This window comes from Arthrobacter sp. B0490 (assembly GCF_002929355.1).
Classification (GTDB): Bacteria; Actinomycetota; Actinomycetes; order Actinomycetales; family Micrococcaceae; genus Arthrobacter_D.
Map to the genome: position 1 here is coordinate 238562 of NZ_PJIR01000004.1, position 23006 is coordinate 261567.

The 23006-nt window shown below is 70.9% G+C and carries 18 protein-coding genes; 7 read left to right on the forward strand and 11 right to left on the reverse strand.

Annotation, left to right across the window (positions count from 1 at the left end; translation table 11 throughout):
• Window positions 1-281: 281 nt before the first annotated feature.
• Window positions 282-698, forward strand: a complete 417-nt coding sequence (locus CXQ97_RS09140; protein WP_104180551.1) for a CoA-binding protein — start codon at window positions 282-284, stop codon at window positions 696-698.
• 16 nt (window positions 699-714) lie between these two features.
• Here CXQ97_RS09140 and CXQ97_RS09145 read toward each other — a convergent pair whose 3' ends face one another.
• Complete coding sequence (locus CXQ97_RS09145) at window positions 715-1599, reverse strand: DUF1206 domain-containing protein (protein ID WP_258062444.1); 885 nt, start codon at window positions 1597-1599, stop codon at window positions 715-717.
• A gap of 137 nt (window positions 1600-1736) precedes the next feature.
• Here CXQ97_RS09145 and CXQ97_RS09150 point away from each other — a divergent pair, with 137 nt between their 5' ends.
• The 3 genes from CXQ97_RS09150 to CXQ97_RS09160 all read left to right on the forward strand — a co-directional run bounded on the left by CXQ97_RS09150 (window position 1737) and on the right by CXQ97_RS09160 (window position 4326).
• The gene (locus CXQ97_RS09150) at window positions 1737-2303 is read left to right on the forward strand and encodes a DUF1990 family protein (protein ID WP_181035027.1); all 567 of its coding nucleotides are present in this window, start codon (window positions 1737-1739) and stop codon (window positions 2301-2303) included.
• A 276-nt stretch (window positions 2304-2579) separates the two neighbouring features.
• Window positions 2580-3518, forward strand: a complete 939-nt coding sequence (locus CXQ97_RS19815) for a hypothetical protein (RefSeq protein WP_104180554.1) — start codon at window positions 2580-2582, stop codon at window positions 3516-3518.
• Window positions 3519-3627: 109 nt separating this feature from the next.
• Window positions 3628-4326: a class F sortase gene (locus CXQ97_RS09160; RefSeq protein ID WP_104180623.1), complete on the forward strand. Its 699-nt coding sequence runs from the start codon at window positions 3628-3630 to the stop codon at window positions 4324-4326.
• A gap of 166 nt (window positions 4327-4492) precedes the next feature.
• Here the strand turns inward: CXQ97_RS09160 and purL are convergent, their stop codons facing one another.
• The 5 genes from purL to CXQ97_RS09185 form a co-directional block, all read right to left on the reverse strand.
• Window positions 4493-6778, reverse strand: a complete 2286-nt coding sequence (gene purL / locus CXQ97_RS09165; RefSeq protein ID WP_104180555.1) for a phosphoribosylformylglycinamidine synthase subunit PurL — start codon at window positions 6776-6778, stop codon at window positions 4493-4495.
• A complete protein-coding gene (gene purQ, locus CXQ97_RS09170; RefSeq protein WP_104180624.1) occupies window positions 6779-7546 on the reverse strand; it encodes a phosphoribosylformylglycinamidine synthase subunit PurQ in 768 nt (255 codons plus the stop codon).
• 26 nt (window positions 7547-7572) lie between these two features.
• Window positions 7573-7833 (reverse strand): phosphoribosylformylglycinamidine synthase subunit PurS, encoded by a 261-nt coding sequence (gene purS / locus CXQ97_RS09175; protein ID WP_104180556.1) that lies wholly within the window; start codon window positions 7831-7833, stop codon window positions 7573-7575.
• 173 nt (window positions 7834-8006) lie between these two features.
• Entirely contained in the window at window positions 8007-8627 is a 621-nt protein-coding gene (locus tag CXQ97_RS09180) for an SSI family serine proteinase inhibitor (protein WP_104180557.1), read from the reverse strand.
• 83 nt (window positions 8628-8710) lie between these two features.
• Window positions 8711-9595 carry a 3-methyladenine DNA glycosylase gene (locus CXQ97_RS09185; protein WP_104180558.1) on the reverse strand — a complete coding sequence of 295 codons (885 nt, stop codon included), beginning with the start codon at window positions 9593-9595 and terminating at the stop codon, window positions 8711-8713.
• Window positions 9596-9814: 219 nt separating this feature from the next.
• Between CXQ97_RS09185 and CXQ97_RS09190 the strand changes: the two genes are divergently transcribed.
• On the forward strand, window positions 9815-12982 hold the full coding sequence (locus tag CXQ97_RS09190; protein WP_104180559.1) for a S8 family peptidase: 3168 nt from the start codon (window positions 9815-9817) through the stop codon (window positions 12980-12982).
• Between the two features lie 280 nt (window positions 12983-13262).
• On the opposite strand, the gene CXQ97_RS09195 is transcribed toward CXQ97_RS09190, so the two are convergent.
• On the reverse strand, window positions 13263-14549 hold the full coding sequence (locus CXQ97_RS09195; protein WP_104180560.1) for an aspartate kinase: 1287 nt from the start codon (window positions 14547-14549) through the stop codon (window positions 13263-13265).
• A 226-nt stretch (window positions 14550-14775) separates the two neighbouring features.
• On the opposite strand from CXQ97_RS09195, the gene CXQ97_RS09200 reads away from it, so the two are divergent.
• Both CXQ97_RS09200 and CXQ97_RS09205 read left to right on the forward strand, forming a co-directional pair.
• Window positions 14776-15708, forward strand: coding sequence for an ABC transporter ATP-binding protein (locus tag CXQ97_RS09200; RefSeq protein WP_104180561.1), 933 nt, complete (start codon window positions 14776-14778; stop codon window positions 15706-15708).
• A complete protein-coding gene (locus CXQ97_RS09205; RefSeq protein WP_104180562.1) occupies window positions 15705-16835 on the forward strand; it encodes an ABC transporter permease in 1131 nt (376 codons plus the stop codon). The genes CXQ97_RS09200 and CXQ97_RS09205 overlap by 4 nt, the downstream gene beginning before the upstream one ends.
• A 12-nt stretch (window positions 16836-16847) precedes the next feature.
• Here the strand turns inward: CXQ97_RS09205 and recR are convergent, their stop codons facing one another.
• From recR to gluQRS, 4 genes are all read right to left on the reverse strand, one after another.
• Window positions 16848-17444: a recombination mediator RecR gene (recR, locus tag CXQ97_RS09210; protein WP_104180563.1), complete on the reverse strand. Its 597-nt coding sequence runs from the start codon at window positions 17442-17444 to the stop codon at window positions 16848-16850.
• Between the two features lie 140 nt (window positions 17445-17584).
• Window positions 17585-18259, reverse strand: coding sequence for a dihydrofolate reductase family protein (locus tag CXQ97_RS09215; RefSeq protein ID WP_104180564.1), 675 nt, complete (start codon window positions 18257-18259; stop codon window positions 17585-17587).
• Between the two features lie 112 nt (window positions 18260-18371).
• Entirely contained in the window at window positions 18372-22037 is a 3666-nt protein-coding gene (locus CXQ97_RS09220; RefSeq protein WP_104180565.1) for a DNA polymerase III subunit gamma and tau, read from the reverse strand.
• The gene (gluQRS, locus tag CXQ97_RS09225; protein ID WP_104180566.1) at window positions 22034-22987 is read right to left on the reverse strand and encodes a tRNA glutamyl-Q(34) synthetase GluQRS; all 954 of its coding nucleotides are present in this window, start codon (window positions 22985-22987) and stop codon (window positions 22034-22036) included. The genes CXQ97_RS09220 and gluQRS overlap by 4 nt, the downstream gene beginning before the upstream one ends.
• Between the last annotated feature and the right edge of the window lie 19 nt (window positions 22988-23006).

Genomic DNA, 23006 nt, shown 5'->3' on the forward strand with positions numbered 1-23006 from the left:
TGTCTCCATCGGTCCTGGCGGTAGCACCCTACGGACCGAGCCTTCGCCACCGTCGTGCTGTGGCTCCCGTGGCTCGGACCTCGTTATCGTCCGACGTCAGGGGATGTCGGACGACCAGGGTTGCTGCGGCTTCACTGATCCAGGTCTCTCGGCCGCTCGGGATGGTCACTCCCATGAAACGCCCGCGGCATATCGGGAGCAAAATAGGGCGTGTAACAAAGGCTGTAACAAAACGCGGCGGCCGACGCCGCGACCGACCCGTACGAGGAGCAGGAGGCGCTGTGGCGCACACGAACGATCCGCAGGTGATCAAGAGGCTCCTCACCGAGCCCGGGCGGTGGGCGGTGGTGGGGCTGTCGAACAATCCGCGCCGGGCCGCCGTCGGCGTCTCGCGTTTCCTGCTGGACCGCCTCGGCATGCAGGTGGTCCCGGTGAGCCTCAAGGGCGACGACGTCCACGGGCAGAAGGGCTACACCTGCCTCGCGGACGTCCCCGGGACCATCGACGTCGTCGACTGCTTCGTGAACTCGTCCCGCGTGGGTGCCGTGGTGGATCAGGCCATCGCGGTCGGTGCGCGCGCCGTCTGGCTGCAGCTGGGCGTCATCGACGAGGACGCCGCACGTCGCGCCGCGGAGGCCGGGCTCGACGTCGTCATGGACACGTGCCCGGTCATGGAGGCGCCCGCCCTCGGTCTCTAGTTCCTTCTGCGGGCGCCTACAGGCGCTGGTACTTCGACCGGACGGCCAGAAAGACTCCGTAGGCCATCAGCCCTAGCGCCACGGCGCCGAGGAGCCAGACACCGAAGGGCTGGTCCCGCAGCGTCTTCAGGGCGCCGTCGAGCCCCGCGGACTGCTCGGGGTTGTTCGTCGCGGTGGCGACGACGACGAGGACCCCGAGGATGCCGAGCGCGAAGCCCTTGGCGATGTAGCCCACCGTCCCGAGGGCCAGGACGGCGGTGCCCGCCCTGCCGGCGGGCAGCCCCGAGAGCTCCCGGCGGAAGCGGCGCGTGGCGCCGCTGTAGACGAAGTAGCCGCCGACCACGAGGATGCCCACGCCGATCGCGAGGAGGAGTGCCGCTCCGGCCGGGTTGGACATCAGGGTTGCACTCAGCGACCGCGAGCTGCTGCTGCTGTTGCTCGAGCCGCCCAGCGCGTACTGACCGAACGCAGCGCCGATCACTCCGTACGCCGCTGCCTGGCCGCCGCTCTTCAGGCGCGCCTTCAGCCGGTCCTTGTCGTTCCGCCCCTTCGCGCCGAAGAAGACCTCGCTGAGCTGGAAGAGGGCGAGCGCCACGCAACCGATGAAGCAGAACCACAGGAGCGCCGTCCCGCCCGGGCTTCCCGCGAGCTGCCCGATGGCGCCGCTCTGGTCGGCGCTCCCGGAACCGCCGCGCGCGAGCCCGAGCGCGATGAGCCCGATCATGAAGTGCAGGATTCCGGCGGCCACGTAGCCGGCGCGGGCAGCGAGCTCGAAGCCCTTCGAGTTCACGGCGTCCTCGGCGGCGTCCGTCGCCTTCTCGCCCACATCCCTGGGGCCGCCGTTCGTCCTGTCGTGCTTGTTCCCCTTGTTCTGCTTGTTCGACGCCATGCCTGATGCCATCGTGGTCCGCCTTCCTCGCCGGTCCGGACCTCCATCCTGCCACCGCGGGCCGGAGTCCGCGCGGTTTTCGGGCTAGGTTGGTCGAAAGACCCCGGCGGCGGTGCGCCGTCGATGTACACGCAGGGGAAGAGGCACGCATGGACCAGTTCACCTACGAGGAGCGGGGTGCCACGGACCGGCCGTTCCCGGAGCCGTTCGACGGCGGTTGGCCCTCTGGCTACACCGTGATGGTGGAGTCGCACGAGATTCCGGCCGACGACCCCTCCGCGGCGTTCGTCGCCCTGACCGAGGGCATCCTGGCCTGGGGACTGCACCGGCGCGCGGGCCTCACCATGGAGCCGGATGCCGTGCGGGCCGACCCCGGCGTCCGCGTCGTGTCGGGCTTCGGCATCGGGCCCGCCCGGATCAAGGCACCCTGCCGGGTGATCTGGTCACGGGTGCCACAGCTCGACGGCGCCGGCCGTGCCGTTCCCGGCCAGCGCGGGGGCTTCGGGTACGGCACGCTGCCCGGCCACCCGGTGAAAGGGGAGGAGGGCTTCTACGCCGAGCTGACCGCCGACAACCGCCTCTTCTTCGTCTGCTCCGCCTACAGTGTGCCGGCCACGCCGTTCTTCAGGCTCGCCTCACCCGTAACGAGGCTGACGCAGCGGTACGTGCTCTCGCGCTATGTGAAGGCCGCGCGTGAGCTGGCGGTCGGGGCGTAGCGACCCCTGCAGCGGGGGCGCCACGATGCCAAACCGTTATACGGCGGAAGTACGGCTTTTCGTTGCCCAGGTCACGTAATCACCCTAGGTTGAGAAGTACAGCGGTCGCCCAGCCCGTTCCCAGGATCATCGGGACCCGGCGGATGAGGCGATCAGCGGATCATGGATAGTGTGCGCGGCGCCCTCCTTCTGGAGGACGCCGCTTGCGTGTGGGGCCGCAAGCTGCGCCGTCGGGGATGGCCCGGGGGATACTACGTGTTTCAGGAGACGCGCATCATGATCGTTGCCAAAAAATGGGTTGCTGCCGGATCGACGGCCACCCTTCTCGCCGGTGGACTGTTCCTCGGCGCTCCTCTGGCTTCCGCCGCACCCGGCGACGCCGCCTGCCTGCAGGCATCCACACAGTTCAACGCGGCGCTCGGTGCTGCCGGCGTCGACGTGAGCTTCGTCAACCAGTTCGAGCTGGCGACCGCGGCCGTCGTCGCCGCCGGTCAGAACCTCGAGCTGGCCACGGAGGCCGCGCTGACCTCGCAGGCCGCGATCGACGCCGATGTCCTGTTGGTACAGGCCGAGACGGACTACAACCTCGCGTTCGATCTGGTCGGTACCGAGCAGACCGAGTACGACGCCGCTCTGCTCGCCGCCGGGGGAGACATCGCCGATGCGGACGTCGTCGCCGCACAGGAGGAACTGACGGTAGCACTGGCCGGTCAGGCGACGGCACTGAACAACGCGGAGCTCGCGGCGGCCGCCTACGACGCTGCCGTCACCACGCCGGACGTCCAGGCGGCAACCGCCGCCCTGGAGACTGCCGCTCTGGAGGCCGACGCCCTGCTCGCCCAGCTCAGCGGGAACGAGGCCCTCGCGGCCGAACTCCTCGAGCTGTTCAAGGGCTTCCTCGCGGCCTGCGACGCCAGCGCCATCGGCGTCGACCCGGTCGTCCCCGTCGTTCCCGTGGTCCCGGCCGCCGTCACGCCCGTCGGTCAGGCGCCCGTCGCCCCGGTCGCCGGCGTCCCCGCCCCGACCGGCGTCACTGCTCCGACCGGCACCGCTGCTCCGACCGGCACCAACAAGGGCCTGAACGTGCAGACCGCCGTCGTGACCGAGGACGACAGCGCAGCCGTCGCCCTCCTCGCCGCGCTGCTGGCCGTCGGCGTCGCGGTTCCCGTGGCGACCGCAGCCCGCATGCGCCGCCTCGAGCGCGTACAGCGCTAGCACGCCGGCCGTTCCGCTGCGGGGCTGAGATCCACGGATCGCAGCCCCGCAGCGGGGCAGCCCTCTTCTCCTCGACCCCAGGACGGCGCGACGCATGGAACACCACCGGATGCCGGACCTCCCTTCCGCCCAGGAGCCTGCGCCCGCGCACGAGGCGGGTCGGAAGCGCGGCGGCAGGCGCTGGCTCGCGCTCCCGCTCGTAGCCGCCGCGGGCCTCGCGCTCGCCGTCTCGGTGCTGCCGCCGGACTCCGCCGGAGCGCCCTCCGCGGCGCCGTCGTCGTCCATCCCTGCCGTGGCGACGCCGTCGCCCACTCCTCCGGCGACGCCCGCCGCTCCGGTGACGCCCGCGAAGGACCCCGGCCCGGCAGCCGCACGGCCCACCGGGTTCTCCTTCCCCGCCGCCGGGATGGACATGGCCGTCCTGCCGCTGACGCCCAGCGACGCGGACCTCGCCTCACAGACCCTGGTGCCTCCGCTCACGATCGACGCCTACTGGCTCACGTCGTACGGCGTGCCCGGGGCGGGCTCGAACAACACCACCTACATCGCCGGCCACAGCTGGGACGGCAAGGACGCCCCCTTCAACCGGCTGAGCGACGAATCCCTCCTGGGAAGCGAGTTCACCCTCACGACCGAGACCGGGAATCTCACGTACGTCGTCGACTCCGTGACCACGCACGACAAGGACACGCTGAAGGACAGCGAGATCTGGAACATCGTGCCGAACCGCGTGGTCCTCATCAGCTGCTACACCGAGGACCCCTGGGGCAAGAACGTGGTCGTCACCGCGATGCCGAAGGCCGCCTGACGCCGTCGGCCGGCATAGTTCCCTGCTCGTGGCGTCGCTCGACCGGCGACCGCATGCCCGGGACGCCGCTGTTGCCGGAGCCGGTGCGGCGGTGCATCCCCGGGGGAACGCCGCACCGGGTCCGGGCACCCGGCGCGGCGGCCCACCTGTCCGGGACGCCGCAGCGTCAGCCGAAGTGCTTCGGCAGGGTCTCCTCGTGTGCCGCGCGCAGCATGTCCAGCGGGAGGTTGAAGTAGCCCTGCACGTCCAGTGCGCGGTTCTCCGTGTCGACCACGCCGATACGGCTGGTGGGGAAGTTCCGCGCCGTGCACATGTCGTTGAAGCGCACCTCCTCCGAGCGGGGGACGCTGACGACGGCGCGCGCCTGGCTCTCGCTGAACAGGGCCGTGAACGCGTCGATGCCGTCGCGTTCGCACACCTCGTCGATGCCGATGCGTGCACCGACACCGAAGCGCAGCGCCATCTCGCTGAGGCCGGCGGCGAGCCCGCCCTCGGAGAGGTCGTGGGCGGCGTCGATCATGCCGTCCCGCGAGCAGTTGACGAGGATCGCCGCGAGTGTCTGCTCGGCGGCGAGGTCCAGCGCAGGGGGTTGCCCGCCCAGGTGGCCGCGCAGGTTCGCCCACTCGGAACCGTCGAGCTCGTCAGCGGTCGTGCCCAGCAGGTAGATGGCCTGGCCGTCCTCCCGCCAGCCCGACGGGGTGCGCCGCGCGACGTCGTCGAACACGCCGAGCACGCCGACCACCGGGGTGGGGTGGATGGCGATGCCGCCCGTCTGGTTGTACAGGGAGACGTTGCCGCCGGTCACGGGCACACCGAGCTCCTGGCAGGCGTCCGCGAGGCCGCGGACGGTCTCGGCGAACTGCCACATGACCTCGGGGTCCTCGGGGGAGCCGAAGTTCAGGCAGTCCGTGACGGCGAGGGGCACCGCGCCCGACGTCGCCACGTTGCGGTAGGCCTCGGCGAGGGCCAGGCGCGCGCCCTCGTACGGGTTGAGGTACGAGTACCGGCCGTTGGCGTCCGTGGAGATCGCCACGCCGAGGCCCGTCTCCTCGTCGACGCGGATCACGCCGGCGTCGTCGGGCATGGCGAGCGCCGTGTTGCCCTGGACGTAGCGGTCGTACTGGTCGGTCACCCAGTTCTTCGCGCACATGTTCGGTGACGCCATGAGTTCGAGGACGGCCTCGCGCAGATCGGCGGGCCGCTCGGCGGCGAAGGCGTCGGCCTGGACGCCGTCGAGCCATTCGGGGCGATGGTAGGGGCGCTCGTAGACGGGCCCCTCGTGCGCGACGGTGCGGGGGTCGACGTCGACGATCTTCTCGCCGTCCCACTCGATGATGAGGCGCCCGGTGTCGGTGACCTCGCCGAGCCACGAGTACTCCACGGCCCACTTGTCCATGATCGCCTCGAAGGCCGCGACGTTCTCCGGCGTCACGACGGCCATCATGCGTTCCTGCGACTCCGACATGAGGATCTCACCGGGGGTGAGGGACGGATCGCGCAGCAGCACGTTGGTGAGTTCCACGTGCATGCCGCCGTCGCCGTTGGAGGCCAGTTCCGACGTCGCGCAGGAGATGCCGGCGGCGCCGAGGTCCTGGATGCCCTCGACCACCGAGGCCTTGAACAGCTCGAGGCAGCACTCGATGAGCACCTTCTCGGCGAACGGGTCGCCCACCTGGACGGCGGGGCGCTTGGAGGGTTTCGAGGAGTCGAACGATTCCGAGGCGAGGACCGAGGCGCCGCCGATGCCGTCGCCGCCGGTGCGGGCGCCGAAGAGGACCACCCTGTTGCCGGCACCGGACGCGTTCGCGAGGCGGATGTCCTCGTGCCGCAGCACGCCGACCGCGAGGGCGTTGACGAGCGGGTTGCCCTGGTAGACGGAGTCGAAGACCACCTCGCCGCCGATGTTCGGCAGCCCGAGGGAGTTGCCGTACCCGCCGATGCCCGCGACGATGCCGTGCACGAGGCGCGCGGTGTCGGGGTGGTCGATCGCGCCGAAGCGCAGTGGATCCATGACGGCGACGGGGCGGGCGCCCATCGAGATGATGTCGCGGACGATCCCGCCGACGCCGGTCGCCGCGCCCTGGTAGGGCTCCACGAACGACGGGTGGTTGTGGCTCTCCACCTTGAACGTCACGGCCCAGCCGTTCCCGATGTCGACGACGCCTGCGTTCTCGCCGATGCCGACGAGCAGGTGCTCCTTCATGGCGTCGGTGACCTTCTCGCCGAACTGGCGCAGGTGCACCTTGGAGGACTTGTAGGAGCAGTGCTCGCTCCACATCACGGAGTACATGGCCAGTTCGGCACCCGTGGGCCGGCGGCCGAGGATCTCCTCCACGCGCCGGTACTCGTTCTCCTTGAGGCCGAGTTCGGCCCAGGGGAGTGCCTGCCCGGGGGTCGTCTCCGCGATGGCGACCGTGTCGATGTTGAACCTGCGCGTCGTCCCTGCAGTCACTTAGCCCACCAGTTTCTTGAGTACCGAGGTGAAGATGCCGAGTCCGTCGGTGCCGCCGCGCACGTCCACGGCGCCGCGCGCCGAGGAGTCGGGGCCGAAGCCGGCCTCGACGGCGTGCTCCGGGTGCGGCATGAGCCCGACGACGTTGCCCGCCGCGTTGGAGATGCCGGCGATGTCGCGGCGCGAACCGTTGGGGTTGCCGTCGACGTACCGGAAGACCACGCGGCCCTCTCCCTCGAGTTCGTCGAGGGTGCGGTTGTCGGCGACGAACTGCCCGTCCTGGTTCTTGAGGGGGATGACGAGCTCCTCGCCCTGCGCGTACTCCGAGGTCCAGAAGGTCCCGGCGTTCTCCACGCGCAGGCGCTGGTCGCGGCAGATGAAGTGCAGGGAGTCGTTCTTGATCATGGAACCCGGCAGGAGGTGGGCCTCGGTGAGGACCTGGAACCCGTTGCAGATGCCGAGCACCGGGAGCGCGTCCGCCCCGCCCGAGGCGGCTGCGGTGATCTGCTCCATCAGCGGGGCGAAGCGGGAGATGGCACCGGCCCGGAGGTAGTCCCCGTAGGAGAACCCGCCGGGGATGATGACGGCGTCGACGCCCTGCAGGTCGTGGTCGCCGTGCCAGAGCTGGACGGCGCTGCCGCCGGCGAACCGTACGGCGCGGGCTGCGTCGCGGTCGTCGAGGGTGCCCGGGAACGTGACGACGCCGACCCTCACCCCGTTGAGGGAGCTGTCCTCGTTGCCCGAGGCGAGCGGCTGGGGCCCGCCGATGAGGGGTGTCTCGATGCTCGAGGCGCTCACTGGGCGTCCTCCTCGAGAACCTCCACGCGCGTGACATCCTCGATGACGGGATTCGAGAGCAGCGTGACGGCGGCGTGGCGTGCCTGTTCGAGGACCTCGTCGGTGACGTCACCGTCCACGGTCAATTCGAACCGCTTGCCCTGGCGGACGCCGGCGAAACCGGTGAGGCCGATCCTGGGGAGCGCTCCTGCGATCGCCTTACCCTGCGGGTCGAGGATCTCGGGCTTGGGCATGACGTCAACAACAATCCGGGGCATCCGGCAACTCCTGTGCGTGAGCGGCAAGTGCTGGGGGTTCCAGCGTTGAGGCAGGGGCCCGGAAGTGCCGTCTCACGCCGTATCTGGTTGACACTGGCGCTCCGCGAGCTTGCGCTCCAAGTCTACCGGGGTTTCGCCGCACCCCCGTTCCGCGGCGGGGCGCGGACGGACCGCTACTGCGCGCCGGCCGTTCCGAGGAGGTCCCGCGCCTTGTCCCAGCGGGAGATCTCGCACCCGTCCGTCAGGGCGAAGGACGCCAGGACCGACGTGCCGTTGAAGTCGCCGGTGATGCTCGCGGTCTGCGGCCCGCCGTACTGCTGCGTGCACATGATGTCCTTGTTCGGCCGCGCCGTGAAGAACGCGGTGCCGAGCCGGGCGAGGGCCGCGCAGCCCGCGTCGGGGTCGGGAAGGGTCGAGGCGGGGCCGGGTGCGCCGTCGACGCACTCGAGGACGTACTGGACGGGCTCCGCACCGGCATCCTGCTGGACGGAGATGGTCAGCAGGGCGTTGTCCGCCGGGGCGGCACTCGGCGAGCCGGTCGGGGAGCCGGTGGGGATGGGCGTCGCCGGAGGCGTCGCGGAGGGTGCTGGGCCGCCGTCGGCCGAGGAGGGGCCGGTGGACGAGGGCTGGGGCGTGGAGGACTGCACGGCGGTCTCCTGATCTGTCGGTTCGGCGGTCGATCCACCCTGGGTGCAGGCCGAGAGGGCGAGGGATAGGACTGCGAGGGGGAGTGCGAGGCGCACGACGGCGCGGTCGGCCCGGCATCGGCCCGACGTCGTATCGGTGGTCTTCACGGGGTCCCCTTCGGCTGGCTTCCCAGCGTAGCGGCTGGTGAGAGCACAACGAAGGACGACGGCGGAGAGTCCCGCCGGCGTCGTCAGTCGGGGGCGAGGGAGCGGTCGAGCTGCTGCAGGAGCGTCCTCCGGAGCGCCTGCGACTCCTCGGCGAAGCCGCGCTGCAGGCGCACGTACTCCGCCTTGCCCTCGGTCGTCTCGATCCTGATCGGCGGATGGCCCCATGCGGCGAGGTCGTAGGGCGATGCCCGCATGTCCATGACGCGGATGCGCCAGGACAGCTCGAAGCAGTCCATGACGAGCTCGCTCGGCAGCAGGGGGGTGAGCTTGTACGCCCACTTGTAGAGGTCCATGTTCGCGTGGAGGCAGCCCGGCTGCTCCAGGTCGCGCTGGGTCTCGCGGGTGGGCACGTGCTCGTTGAGGGGCACGGCTTCGGGGGTGTAGAAGCGGAAGGCGTCGAAGTGCGTGCAGCGGATGCGGGAGGAGTCGACGACGTCGTCCGTCCCGTCGGCGCCCAGGCGCAGCTCGAGGTACTCGTGCCGTACCCCGTTGACGGCCGACCGGTAGGCCATGGCCCACTCGTGGAGGCCGAAGCAGCCGAACTGGGCCGGTCGTGCCGCGGTGCGGCCGAGGATCAGCCGGGCGAATTCGATGGCGTCCTGCCGTTCCCCGGTGAACCTGCCGGCATCCACGCGCACGCCGTCGCCGTCGGCGGTGTAGTACTTCCAGTCGGCGCGCTCCGCTGCCGCCGGCCCCGTCAGGACGGTCCCCGCCCCGGGGTGCCAGCGCAGGAGCTGCCCCGGCTTCTGGTTGTAGTAGGTGAAGAGGAAATCCTCCACGGGGTGCTTCGCCCCGCGGGACCGCCGCTCCAGGTAGGGCCCGGCGAAGCGCTCCACACGGTCCTGGTGCTGCCGCTCCCGGGACCGCCACTCGGCCTCGGCAAGGCGGGCGGGGACGACGGCGGGCATTGTTCCATTATCACCCGGCCCCGGATTGGTAAATGTCCTGTGTAAATTCTGGGAAACGCGCCCGGATGAGTCTGGTCAGGGTGTGTTGCCTCGGGTAAGTTTGTGCTCGCCACGACGTCTGTGAGCGTTATCACAGGTGGGGGGTCCTATCCAGGAGACCGTGGCATCGGGGGAACCGGCCCAGGCCGGCCCGCACTTTACGAGAGGCACTACCTTCTTATGACACAACGGAGAAAAGCCGGTCAGGGGCGCAGCACCCTGCGCGCTGCCACGGCTATCGTGCTGGGCCTGCCGTTACTGGTGACATCGACGGCCATCGCGCCCGCCGCCTTCGCGGCACCGGTCCCGGCCACCTCGCTCACGCCCCAGAAGGCGCCGGCCAAGGAGCTGGACCCCGCGCAGTACCCCGACGGCAAGTACATCGTCGTGCTCGCCGACAAGCCCGTCGCCACCTACGAGGGCGGCGTGGCCGGCATGGCACCGACGAAGCCCCAGGACGGCGCAAAGCTCGATGCCGCCGCAGCGAACGTGCAGCAGTACTCCGAGTTCCTCGAGACCAAGCAGCAGGAAGTCGCCGCCGAGAAGAACGTCGACATCAAGCGCACCTACACGGCCGCGATCAACGGTTTCGCCGCGGACCTCAGCACCGACCAGGCCGTCGAACTGGCCAAGAGCGACAAGGTGCTCCTCGTGGCACCGGATGTCGAGAACGCGCCGGACTACTCGAGCATCGACTTCCTCGGCCTGAGCGGCAACAAGGGCATCTGGAAGAGCCAGTTCGGTGGCGAGAAGAACGCCGGCGCCGGGACCGTCGTCGGTGTCATCGACACGGGCTACGCGCCCGACAACCCCTTCTTCGCCGGCAGCCCCGTCAAGCCGCTGAAGGGCAATTCCCAGCCCAAGGTGGGCGAGCCCTACCTCGACGCGACCGGCGAGATCGCCATGCTCAAGTCCGACGGCAGCACCTTCGTCGGCGACTGCCAGGTCGGCGAGGGCTTCGACGGCAGCCTCTGCAACTCGAAGGTCGTCTCGGCCCAGTACTTCGCGGACGCGTTCCTCGCGAGTGTGCCCGAAGCCGACCGCGCACCCCAGGAAGTCCTCTCGCCCGTCGACATCGACAACCACGGCACGCACACGGCCAGCACGGCCGCCGGCAACGCGGGTGTGACCCAGACCGTGGACGGCCGTAACTTCGGCGTCTCCTCGGGTGTCGCCCCGGCCGCCAAGATCTCCGTCTACAAGACCTGCTGGGAGGACAACGACGCCGACACCGGTGGCTGCTACTCCTCCGCCGCCATCGATGCCATCAACCAGGCCATCCTCGACGGCGTCGACGTCCTCAACTACTCGATCTCGGGCAGCACGACGACGACGACGGACCCCGTGTCCCTGGCGTTCCTCTCCGCCACGTCGGCGGGCATCTTCGTCGCCGCCTCGGCAGGCAACTCCGGCCCCACGGCCAGCACCGTCAACCACGGCGCCCCGTGGATGACCACCGTCGCCGCCAGCACGTTCAACAACGAACTGCAGGGCACGGCCGAGTTCTCCGACGGCACCAAGTACCGCGGTGCCTCGATCATGCGCGCCGGCGTCCCCGCCAGCCCGGTCGTCCTCGCAGCCAACGCCGCTGCGGCGGGCGCGGTGTCGCCCCAGCTGTGCGGCCCCAACACCCTGGATCCCGCGAAGGTCGCCGGCAAGATCGTGGTCTGCGACCGCGGCGTCGTCGACCGCACCGCCAAGAGCGCCGAGGTCAAGCGCGGTGGCGGTGTGGGCATGATCCTCGTGAACCTCATCGACTCCTCGACGGACACCGACCAGCACGTCGTCCCCACGGTGCACGTCAACGCCCCCGAGTCCCTCGAACTGAAGGCGAAGGTCGCGGCCAACCCGTCGCTCACGGTCGCCCTGAAGCCCACGGACACCACGGGCAAGCCCCTGCCGCCCGCACCGCAGGTCGCAGGGTTCTCCTCGCGCGGCCCGCTGCTCGCCACCGATTCCGATCTCCTGAAGCCGGACATCACGGCTCCCGGCGTGGCCGTCCTCGCGGGCGTCTCCACGGTCGGTTCCAACGGCGCCCAGTTCGGCTTCCTGTCCGGAACCTCCATGGCATCGCCCCACGTCGCCGGTCTCGGCGCCCTGGTGCTGAGCAAGAACCCCACCTGGTCGCCGGCGACCGTGAAGTCCGCCATGATGACCACCGCCTACCCGCTGAAGACCGCCACCGGCGGCGTCGAGACGGACGTCCTCGCCGTCGGCGCGGGCCACATCAACCCGGCCTCCGTCCTCAGCCCCGGACTGGTGTACGACCAGAGCGACGATGACTACCTGCGCTTCATCGCGGGCACCGGCGTGGACCTCGGCATCGAGGGCCTCGAGCCCGTCGCCGCCAAGGACACCAACGTCCCGTCGTTCGCCCTCGGCAACCTGACCGGGCGCACCGAGGTGACCCGTACGGTCACCGCCGTCACCCCGGGCATCTACCGGGCAACCGCCAGCGTCCCCGGAGTGAAGGTCACGGTCACACCGTCGATCCTCAACTTCAGCGCCGCCGGCGAGACGCGCACGTTCAAGGTCTCCTTCGAGAACCAGACCGCGCCGTTCGGCAAGTTCGCCGCCGGTTCGCTCACCTGGGCCGGCCAGGGCAAGAAGGTCACCTCGCCGGTCGCCATCCGGCCCCAGGCCGTCAACGCTCCCGCAGAGGCTGCATTCACCTCCGCGGGCCCCGACGGCAGCGGCACGTTCGACGTCACCTCCGGCACGAACAGCCCCATCAGGATGACGCTGCTGGGCCTCGCCAAGGCGGACTCGACCGCGATCAACCTGGTCCCCGGTGGCCTCGCCAACGCGAACAACGCGTCCAACGCCGTCAAGGACGTCACCGTCCCCGCCGGCGCCCCGGTCGCGAAGTTCTCCGTCCTCTCCGGCGACCCGACCGCCGACTTCGACATGTTCCTCATCACGCCCGCCGGTACCGTCACCCAGGTGGCGACGGCCGACGCGAGCGAGACGATCACGCTCGAGAAGCCGGCACCCGGCACCTACCGCATCATCGCCAACCTGTACGCCAGCACCGGCAATGCGCCGACCGCCGGCACCATCGACGCGGCGGTCCTGACGGGCACGGAGAAGAACGCGACGCTGACCCCCAACCCGCTCGTCCTGGCGAACGGCACCAAGGGCTCCGTGACCCTCAACTGGACCGGCCTCGCCGCCGGCTCCCACGTGGGCCGCGTGACCTACGAAGGGTCCTCGGCCGTGACCTACGTGACGGTCACCGTCGGCGGGGCGGGCACGGCCCCGGCGCCCGCAGCGCTGCCCACCGTCACCCCGGCGGACAAGCTCATGACCGGTCCTCGCGAGACGACCACCCCGACCGGCGACAAGTAGGCACTCGGCACTACCCGCCCGGAACGGACCGAAGGCCGGTGGATCAACGATCCACCGGCCTTCTCCATGTCCGCGGTCCCCTGGACGGCTCGGACCGGAGGGTGCGAGCGAGGCTTCGTTCCCACGGGCGTCGAACGGTGGGAACGGTGGGAACGGTCCCACCGGGACGGCCCCGGGAACGGGATCGACGACGAGCGGGTGAGATCGACGGCGACGGCGGGGCGGCGCCACCGCGACGGAGGGCGGGACCTCCGACGACGGCGGACGAGAAGTCCGCGGGCTAGCGGCCGGTCCCGGCGTAGACGGTGGCCGTGGCGTCGCCGTCGAGCTCGAAGGCCGCGTGGACGGCGCGGACGGCGTCGTCGAGCAGGTCGGCTCCCGTGACCACCGAGATGCGGATTTCCGACGTCGAGATCATGTCGATGTTCACGCCGGCGTCGGACAGGGCGCGGAAGAAGCGGTACGAGACGCCCGGGTTGGACCGCATGCCCGCGCCGATGAGGGAGAGCTTGCCGATCTTCTCGTTGTACTCCACCGTTTCGAAGCCCACACGGTCCTGTGCCTCGGCGAGCGCGGCCAGGGCCTCGGCGCCGTCGACGATCGGCAGGGTGAAGGAGATGTCCGTGCGGCCCGAGCCGAGTGTCGAGGCGTTCTGGACGATCATGTCGATGTTCGTGTTGGCGCCCGCGACGATCCCGAAGATCTCCGCCGCCTTGCCCGGGATGTCGGGCACGCCGACGACGGTGACCTTCGCTTCGGAGCGGTCGTGCGCTACGCCGGAGATGATGGGCTGTTCCAAGGGTTCTCCCTCTTGAATCTTGATCTGGTCGTCGGGGCTGGGCAGGACCCAGGTGCCCTCGTTGTGGCTGAAGGAGGAGCGGACGTGCAGGGGGACCCCGAAGCGCCGCGCGTACTCGACGCAGCGCAGGTGCAGGATCTTCGCGCCGGACGCGGCCATCTCCAGCATCTCCTCGCTCGAGATGGTGTCGATCTTCTGAGCGGACGGGACGACGCGCGGGTCCGCGGTGTACACGCCGTCGACGTCGGTGTAGATCTCGCAGACGTCCGCGTCGAGGGCCGCCGCGAGCGCCACCGCGGTGGTGTCCGATCCACCGCGTCCGAGCGTGGTGATGTCGTTGCTCTCGCGGCTCATGCCCTGGAACCCGGCGACGATCGCCACGTCGCCCTTCTCGATGGCCGTCAGGATGCGGTGGGGGGAGACGTCGATGATGCGCGCCTTGCCGTGGATGGCATCGGTGATCATGCCGGCCTGGCTGCCGGTGAAGGACTGGGCGGAGGCGCCGATCCCGTGGATGGCCATGGCGAGCAAGGCCATCGAGATGCGCTCGCCCGCGCTCAGCAGCATGTCCATCTCGCGGGCGTCCGACGTGGGGCTCACCTGGGCGGCGAGGTCGAGCAGCTCATCGGTGCTGTCTCCCATGGCGGAGACGACGACCACCACGCGGTGGCCCGCGGACTGCGTCTCCACGACGCGCTGCGCGACCCGCTTGATGCCCTCGGCGTCGGCGACGGACGACCCGCCGAATTTCTGGACTATGAGGCTCATGCACTCGCTCACTGGGGATGACGGCGGCAACTCGCCGTACTGGCTGGGATCCAGGGGCGGCAGCACCGGCGCCTCGGGGACGCGGACGGAAGTCCGGCGCCCGTGCAAGTCTAGCGGGGGGCTGTTTGCGTGCTCAAAGTCCGGGTCCGATTAAGAACGGGCCGCGGGATGATCGTTCCGGGCCATCCTGCGGGCCGAACGCCGCCGTGTCGCCTACGCTCGTACCATGACCGACGAATTTGGGGGAATCGTTGTCGAGGGCGTTGCCAGGAGCTTCGGTTCCGTGCAGGCGATCCGCGACATCGATTTCGTGGCCCCGCCCGGGGAGGTGACCGCTCTGATCGGTCCCAACGGCTCCGGCAAGACGACCCTGCTGCTGATGATGGCGAGCCTCCTGGCGCCCGATCTCGGCACCATCCGGGTGGCGGGGTTCGACCCCGTCACGCAGCCCGCCGAGGTCAGGAGCCGGATCGGCTGGATGCCGGACACCCTCGGCGTCTGGGAGTCCCTCACCGCCTTCGAAGTGCTGAAGACCGTCGGCGCCCTCTACGGCATGAGCGCCGCGGACAGCGCCCGGCGTGCCGACGAACTGCTGGTCACCGTCCACCTCACCGAGTTCGGCCGGCAGCCCGCCCGGGTCCTCTCCCGGGGGCAGCAGCAGCGGCTCAGCCTCGCCCGCGCCCTGATCCACGACCCGCAGGTGCTGCTCCTGGACGAACCCGCCTCCGGGCTCGACCCCGGGTCACGGGTGGAGCTGAGGTCCCTCCTGCGCTCCCTGGCCGCCGCCGGCAAGACCGTCGTCGTGTCGAGCCACGTCCTGTCGGAGCTGGACGAGATCGCCGACCGCGCGGTCTTCGTCAGCCGCGGCCGGTCGGTCAAGAGCCAGACGCTCGACGAGGCCGGCAGCCAGGCACGCCGCTACTACGTCCAGGCGGAGCCCATGACGGCGCTCGCCGCGGCCCTGCAGAGCTACGGGGTCCGCTTCGAGAAGCGCGGGGACTCCCGGCGCGAGGAGTTCCTCGTCCAGCTGGGCAGCACGGCGGAAGCCTCCTGGCTGCTCCGCACCCTGGTGCTGGCCGACGTCGTCATCACCGCCTTCGCACCAGCCGGGGGCGCCCTCGAGGAGACCTACATGAGCCTGGATACGGACCGACTATGAGCACAGTGACCGAACCCTCGACACCGCAGCCTGTCCACTCCTCGACCCGGCTGCCCTTCCGGTCCGCGGTCCGCACCGTGTTCTCGCTCGAGATGCGGCAGCGCCTGCGCGGCAAGGGCTGGTACTGGATGCTCGCCATCTGGTTCGTCGTGATCGCGTTCATCTTCGTCCTCGGCACGGCGTTCCTCGCCACGACGGACAACGAGGGCGGGATCCTCTTCGACCTGGTGGTCGGCTTCGTGCTGCTGTTCGGCCTGCTCGTCGCGCCGGGACTGTCCGCGAATGCCGTCAACGGGGACCGGGCGGGCGGCACGCTCGCGATCCTGCAGGTGACCCTCCTGACCCCCGGGCAGCTGCTCTTCGGCAAGTGGCTCGCCTCCTGGGTGGGATCGCTCGCGTTCCTCGTCCTCAGCAGCCCGTTCATCCTCTGGGCTTTGGCGCTGGGAGGAGTGGACGCCGCGGAGGCCCTGGTCTCCCTGCTCATGCTGGCGGTGGAGCTGGGCGTCGTCTGCGCGATCGGTGTCGGCGTCTCGGCGCTGGCCAACCGGCCCCTGTTCTCGATCGTCAGCACGTACATGCTGGTGGCCCTGCTGGCGGTCGGCACCGTGATCGTCTTCGGCCTGAGCACCACGCTCGTGATGGAGGAGCGCACCGTGCGGTCGTCGTACTACACCTATCCGGAGAGCAGCCTCGACAGCATGGGCGTCCCGGACCCGGAAGCCGAGGCGGTGTGCCAGTCACAGACCTACACCGCCGAGCTGCCGGACACGCAGTACATCGCGTGGATCCTCGCGGCCAATCCGTTCGTCGTGGTCGCCGACGCCGTGCCGTACAAGATCCCGGACGTGCCCGCGACCGTCCCGGGGCCGGGCGGCACGGGCAGCTTCTACTCGCCGGGCGTCATGGAGACGGTCAGTCAGGGTGTGCGCTCAGCCCAGGCGGGGCCGGACCTCGACGTCACCTGCGAGGAGTCGATGCTGGGGCGCCAGCCGCTCCCGCAGGGGGTGCCGATCTGGCCCCTCGGCCTCGGACTCCAGCTGCTCCTCGCCGGCGCCCTCCTGCTCATGGCGCGCCGGAGGCTGACGATGCCTGCCCGGCGCCTCGCACAGGGGACACGCATCGCCTGATGCGGGGTGGGGTCAGGACATGGCCCGGCGGCCCTCGAAGGCCCGTCCGAGGGTCACCTCGTCGGCGTACTCCAGGTCTCCGCCCACCGGCAGGCCGGAGGCGAGCCGGGTCACCGGGATGCCGATGGTCTTGAGCATGCGCACGAGGTAGGTGGCCGTCGCCTCCCCCTCGAGGTTGGGATCGGTCGCGATGATGATCTCCTGGACCTTCTCGTCCGAGAGGCGGGCGAGCAGTTCGCGGATGCGCAGCTGGTCTGGGCCCACACCGGCGATCGGATTGATCGCGCCTCCGAGGACGTGGTACCTGCCGCGGAAGGAGCGGGTGCGCTCCACGGCGATCACGTCCTTGGACTCCTCGACCACGCAGATCATGGACGGATCGCGGCGCGGATCGCGGCAGATGACGCACTTGTCCTGTTCCGCGACGTTGCCGCAGACGGTGCAGAACTTCACGCGCTCCTTGACGGTGGTGATCGCGGTGACGAGGCGCTGCATGTCCTCACCGTCCGCCTCGAGGATGTGGAACGCGAGGCGCTGCGCCGATTTCGGTCCTACCCCGGGCAGTCGTCCGAGCTCGTCGATCAGCTCCTGCACTGCGCCTTCGTACACGGTGGTTCCCTCTTCTGCTGATCTGGTCGGCCGGTGACGTCGACGCCCCCGGCATGCTGCGCGCCCGCCCGCGGAGGGCGGGTGAGCGCTCTTCCATTGTCCGCCCTGCGGAGCCGCGGGCGGGTCACACCACGGCGCGATTACGCCGTGGGCATCACCCGGTCCGTCGGGCGGGTGAGGACCAGATGGAGGACCCCGGACGGCGAGGGGGTGGCCTCGATGTCGAAGCGTTGTTCGAGCCCCTCCAGTCCGTCCCACAGCCGTTCGCCGCGGCCCAGGACGATCGGCACGAGGACGACGTGCAGGTAGTCGATCAGGTCGGCCTCGAGGAACTGCCGGACGGTGGCGACGCCGCCTCCGATCCGGACGTCGAGACCGCCGGCCAGGGCGCGGGCCTGCTCGAGCGCGGAGACGGGGTCCGCGTCCACGAAATGGAAGGTCGTGCCGCCGTCCATCTCGAGGACCGGCCGCGGATGGTGTGTGAGCACGACGACGGGGGTGTGGAAGACAGGGTCGTCGCCCCACCACCCCTTCCACTCCTCGTCCTCCCAGGCGCCGCGCTGGGGGCCGAACTTGTTGCGCCCCATGATCTCCACGCCGATCCCGGACCCCCACGACCCAGCGAACGCGTCGTCCACGCCGCGGGATCCGGCGCCTTCGCCCGGGAGGCCCATCTCGCGGAACGTGCGCGTGCCGACGGCCCACTGCATCAGCCGTGAACCTGCGTGGCCGAACGGGGCATCGAGTTGCTGGCCCTCACCCGTGCCGAATCCGTCGAGGGAGATCGAGAAGTTGTGGACGCGGACGAGGGACATGTCATCTCCTGGTGCTTGTCGTTCGCCCTGACCCTAGACCTACCGATGCCGACGACTCAAGACCGAGGGCCGCTGGTCCTCCGCCCTGGCCTGGGCAGTGCGCAAGCGGGTGTCACTGGCCGTCGATGCTGCGTTCCTCGACGAGCCGTCCGTTGAGGATGCGCTCGATCGCCGTCCGGCCCACGAGTCCGGACTCCTCGAGCGTCTCGTCGTCCGCGCTGGGCTCGTCCTCGACGAACCGGCGGTCGGCGGCGCCCCGCGCGGCCGCGGCTTCCTCGGCCCGCTTCCGCTCGGCCTCGTCGAGGAGCTGCTGGTATCGGCTGATCGGTTTCTGCCGGATGTTCTCGGCGGGCGCCGGGCGGTCGGGTGCAGCAGTACCGTTCGATCCGGTGGCCGCGGCGGGTCCGGCGGGCGCGTCCGGGACAGGTCCCCGTGGTCCGGTGCCTGCCACGCCTCGCGGCGGCGCGGGCGACAACGGCACCGTGGAGTCGGGCGACGTCGGGGCCACGGGAGGGCTCCACACCACTGATCGCGACGGCTCCGGTCCGGCGGTCCGCGCCGCCGCTTTGGGGGCGTGCTGCGGCCCAGCCGCCGGAGCGGCGGCGGACGGAGGCGCGGCCTTGGCCGGGACCTCCGTACGCGCTGCCGCCGGAGAGGCTGCCGGGCGTGCCGGCGCAGCCCCCTGCGGCTCCCTGGGGCGGCGGTCGTACGGATCCTCGGGAACCGGGCCCCAGTCGCCCCCCGGGTCGAAGGCCTCCTCGGGGGGCTCGACGAGCGCCCAGGAGTCGTCGGACATCGACGGATCCCACGCGCTGACGGCCTCGGACGCAGGGGGTTCGGAGGAGGCGGTCGGGCCGGCACCGCGACCGTCCCCGCGGCGGGGACCCGAGCCGCTGGGCCGGTGCTGCCGGCCGGTGCTGCCTGCGGTCCTGTCCTGGGGACCTGGAGCGTCGCCCGAGCGGGCTCCTCCGGGCGCAGGCCGCGCCGCCGGATGGCTGCCGGAGCGGGACGGCATGGAGGGTGTCTGTCCGCCGGCCACGGGAGTACCGCCCGGAGCGGCACCTGCGGACGGGGGCGCTGCAGGAGCCGTGGCCACGGATTCCGGCGTACCGGGGCCGGGACCGCCGGCAGCGGCTGGAGCCGTTGTCGTTCGTGGTGGTGCCGCGCTTACGGATGCATCGGGGCTGGAAGCACCTGCCGTGGGCGGTGCGGCGGCCGGCGTATCGGCGCGCTCCTGGGAGTCGCCGGGCGACGGAGCGCCCGCAGGCGTCTCGCTGCGCTCCTGCGGCGTTCCACCCGCGGAGGGCTGGTTGCCAGCCATACTGAGAGCGGGTCCGGAGCGCCGGGGCGTCCCGTCGGCTGTCCCTGCGTCCGCAGGAGCCTGCGCTCCGCCGGGCCGGGCACCCTCGGCCGCAGTGCGGGCGGCCGCGGGCACAGGAGTAGCGAGGCCCGGGTTACTGCCCGGAGCCGCCTGGCTGGCCGGTACTTTTGGGCCCGACTCACCCGCCCCGCCGGCGTCGTGGACCGCCTCGATGGAACACGTCAGTCCTAGGACCGTGTGGATGGCCTGCTTCACGTTGTCCACGTGGGGTCCTCGCTGGAACCCGATGGCGTTGCCCTGGTTCGCGAAGGCCAGGACCAGCTGGTTGCCCTCGAAGGAGCGTGGCTTCGCGGAGACGTTGACGATCAGCCAGGTGGCCCGCTTGATCCGCGCGACCTCGTCCATGATCTCGGGCCAGGCGCGGCGGATCATCTCGACGCTGCCTCCGGAGCCGCTCGGTTGACCCTGCGGACCGGACTGACCCTGCTCCGGGCGCCGTGCATCCTGCTGCGGCCGGCCGTGCTCCGGAGCGCTTCGCGACGGTTCCTGTGGTGCTGCCTGTGGTGCTGCCGCGGGCGCTTCCTGCGGTCGGGAGGGCGCACCCCAGGACGGCCCTGTGCTCTCGCCGCGGACCGGGGCCCCGTTCCCCGGTGCACCGGGTTCGTCGGGACGCCGACCATGCTCGGCAGCTGCCTGCCGGGGGGCCGTGGGGTCCTGTCCCCGCGCGTCGTCCCGCGCAGGAGTGCGCTCGCCGTCGGAGTGCCGGGCGCCCAGGGGTGCCTGCGTCGAGGGCTGTTCCGGCGGGGGTCCCGACGCGGCAGGAGGGGCCGCAGGGTCGGCAGCGGCGGAATCCACGGCCGTCCGCTCGGCCGCCGGCTCGCCCGTCCGCCCGTCCGTCTGCACTCCCGGATCCGGCGCTGCAGCGGGCGCTGCAGCCGCCGGTGCCGCCGGTGACGCGTCGCCGGTTCGTACGGGCTCGCCGGTCGTCGGCTGTCCTGCCGGACGGTCCTTCTGTTCGGAGTCGGCGAATGCGGAGTCGGTGGACACACCCCAGCTCCCGCCCCAGTCGGGCGACGAATCCTCAGGGGCACCCGCTCCACCCGGCCGGCTGCCGCGGGATGCGGCCGGGACGGCGGGGGAGTGTGCGCCCGGGACGGCGGCCGCGGGAGCTGCCGGGTCGGCGGACGGCAACGACCAGCGGGCCGCAGCCTCTTCTGCTGTCCTGGGCACATCGAGACGCGGGCGGGCGGGCGCTTTCGGTGTCTCCTCGGGCTCTGCCGCGGGAGTGCCCGAGGCGTACTCGAGGCGGCGTTCGATGCGGTCGACCCGGGCGAGGGTGCCGCGCACGGTGGCGTCCGCTGCCGGAAGCAGCAGGCGGGCGCACAGGAGCTCGAGGTGCAGCCGGGGCGAGGTGGCGCCCGTCATCTCGGTGAGTGCGGTGTTGGTGACGTCGGCTGCCCGGGAGAGTTCCCCGGCGCCGAGCTGGTTCGCCTGGGCTCGCATGCGGTTCAGCTGGTCGTCCGGGACACCGCGAAGGATCGACGACGCTCCCTCCGGGACGGCGTTGATGACGATGAGGTCGCGGAAACGCTCCAGCAGGTCCTCGACGAAGCGGCGGGGGTCGTGCCCCGTCTGGATCACGCGGTCGACGGCGTTGAACACCGTGGCGGCGTCCTCGGCCGCGACGGACTCGACGACGTCGTCGAGGAGCGTGGCGTGCGTGTAGCCGAGGAGCGAGACCGCGAGCTCGTAGTCGAGTCCGTTCTCGCCGGCACCTGCCATGAGCTGGTCGAGCACGGAGAGGGAGTCACGCACCGACCCTCCGCCCGCCCGGATCACGAGCGAGAGCACGCCGGGTGCCACCGGCACGTTCTCCTGCCGGCAGAGCTGCTCCAGGTACGCCATGAGGGGTTCCGGCGGGACGAGCCGGAACGGGTAGTGGTGGGTACGCGAGCGGATGGTGCCGATCACCTTGTCCGGCTCCGTGGTCGCGAAGATGAAGAGGATGTGCTCCGGCGGCTCCTCGACGATCTTCAGCAGTGCGTTGAAGCCCGCCGACGTGACCATGTGGGCCTCGTCGATGATGAAGATTTTGAAGCGGTCCCGGACGGGTGCGAAGGTCGCGCGTTCACGGAGGTCACGGGCGTCGTCCACGCCACCGTGGCTGGCGGCGTCGATCTCGATGACGTCGAGGCTGCCCGACCCGTTGCGGGCCAGTCCGACGCAGCTGTCGCACGTCCCGCAGGGCGTGGAGGTGGGGCCCTGGGCGCAGTTGAGGCAGCGGGCGAGGATGCGGGCCGAAGTGGTCTTGCCGCAGCCGCGGGGCCCGGAGAAGAGGTAGGCGTGGTTGATGCGGTCCTTGTCGATGGCCGCCATCAGGGGTTCGGTGACGTGCTCCTGGCCGATGACATCCGCGAAGGTCTCGGGACGGTAGCGACGGTAGAGGGCTGTACTCACGGGTGAACCTTATCGGTTGGTGCTGACGGTTTGCATGCCGGGCCGGCGGAGGGGGAGATCAGCGTCGCGGGGTCCACGATCCAGGGATCACGTGGCAACCGGACGGGGTCGAAGGACGCGAGGGCCGCCTCGAGCGGTCCTCCGGGAAGGCCCAGCGAGGCGAGGATGGTGTCCAGCACGGCACGCGACGACCGGCCCAGCCCGGCGAGATCCTCCAGTGTCACAGCGCCGTCCCGTTTTGCCAAGCGACTACCTCCGGCCGTGACGGCCAGGGGCACGTGGGCGTAGGTGGGGGCCGGCAGCCCGAGCAGCGAGGCCAGGTAGGCCTGGCGCGGAGCGGACTCGAGCAGGTCCTCCCCCCGCACCACCTGATCGATGCCTTGGGCGGCGTCGTCGACGACGACGGCGAGGTTGTAGGCGACCACGCCGTCGTTCCTCCGCAGCACGACATCGTCCACCGGGGCCGAGACCTCCCCCGCCAGCAGGTCATGGACCGTCCAGGTACCGACGGCGGAGGCCAGGCGCAGCGCCGGACGCCGCTGCGCCCGCCGTCGTTCCCGCTCGTCCCCGCCGAGTCCCCGGCAGGTGCCCGGGTAGAAGCCGGGGCGACCGTGCGGGGCGCTCGCGGCGTCGGCGACGTCCCGTCGCGAGCAGAAGCACTCGTACACCAGTCCCTGTGCCTGCAACCGGTCGAGGGCCTGCCCGTAGCGGTCGGCCTGCTCGCTCTGGCGGAGGACGGGTGTGTCGGATGTGATCCCCAGCGCGGCCAGTTCGGCCAGCTGCTCAGCCTCGGCCCCGGCGCGGACGCGGTCGAGGTCCTCGACGCGGATCAGGAAGCTCCTGCCCGTGGACCGGGCGAACAGCCAGGCGACGACGGCCGTGCGGAGGTTTCCGACGTGCAGCCGTCCGGAGGGACTGGGGGCAAACCGGCCGGCGCCCTTGCCTGCCACGTCCGACCTCCCGCTGCGC

What these genes read in the sequence shown, in the direction of transcription:
- CXQ97_RS09145 (WP_258062444.1), bottom strand. Translation starts at nt 1,599, where the DNA reads ATGGCATCAGGCATGGCGTCGAACAAGCAGAACAAGGGGAACAAGCAC.
- CXQ97_RS09150 (WP_181035027.1), top strand. Translation starts at nt 1,737, where the DNA reads ATGGACCAGTTCACCTACGAGGAGCGGGGTGCCACGGACCGGCCGTTC.
- CXQ97_RS19815 (WP_104180554.1), top strand. Translation starts at nt 2,580, where the DNA reads ATGATCGTTGCCAAAAAATGGGTTGCTGCCGGATCGACGGCCACCCTT.
- CXQ97_RS09160 (WP_104180623.1), top strand. Translation starts at nt 3,628, where the DNA reads ATGCCGGACCTCCCTTCCGCCCAGGAGCCTGCGCCCGCGCACGAGGCG.
- purS (WP_104180556.1), bottom strand. Translation starts at nt 7,833, where the DNA reads ATGCCCCGGATTGTTGTTGACGTCATGCCCAAGCCCGAGATCCTCGAC.
- CXQ97_RS09185 (WP_104180558.1), bottom strand. Translation starts at nt 9,595, where the DNA reads ATGCCCGCCGTCGTCCCCGCCCGCCTTGCCGAGGCCGAGTGGCGGTCC.
- CXQ97_RS09190 (WP_104180559.1), top strand. Translation starts at nt 9,815, where the DNA reads ATGACACAACGGAGAAAAGCCGGTCAGGGGCGCAGCACCCTGCGCGCT.
- CXQ97_RS09195 (WP_104180560.1), bottom strand. Translation starts at nt 14,549, where the DNA reads ATGAGCCTCATAGTCCAGAAATTCGGCGGGTCGTCCGTCGCCGACGCC.
- CXQ97_RS09200 (WP_104180561.1), top strand. Translation starts at nt 14,776, where the DNA reads ATGACCGACGAATTTGGGGGAATCGTTGTCGAGGGCGTTGCCAGGAGC.
- CXQ97_RS09205 (WP_104180562.1), top strand. Translation starts at nt 15,705, where the DNA reads ATGAGCACAGTGACCGAACCCTCGACACCGCAGCCTGTCCACTCCTCG.
- CXQ97_RS09215 (WP_104180564.1), bottom strand. Translation starts at nt 18,259, where the DNA reads ATGTCCCTCGTCCGCGTCCACAACTTCTCGATCTCCCTCGACGGATTC.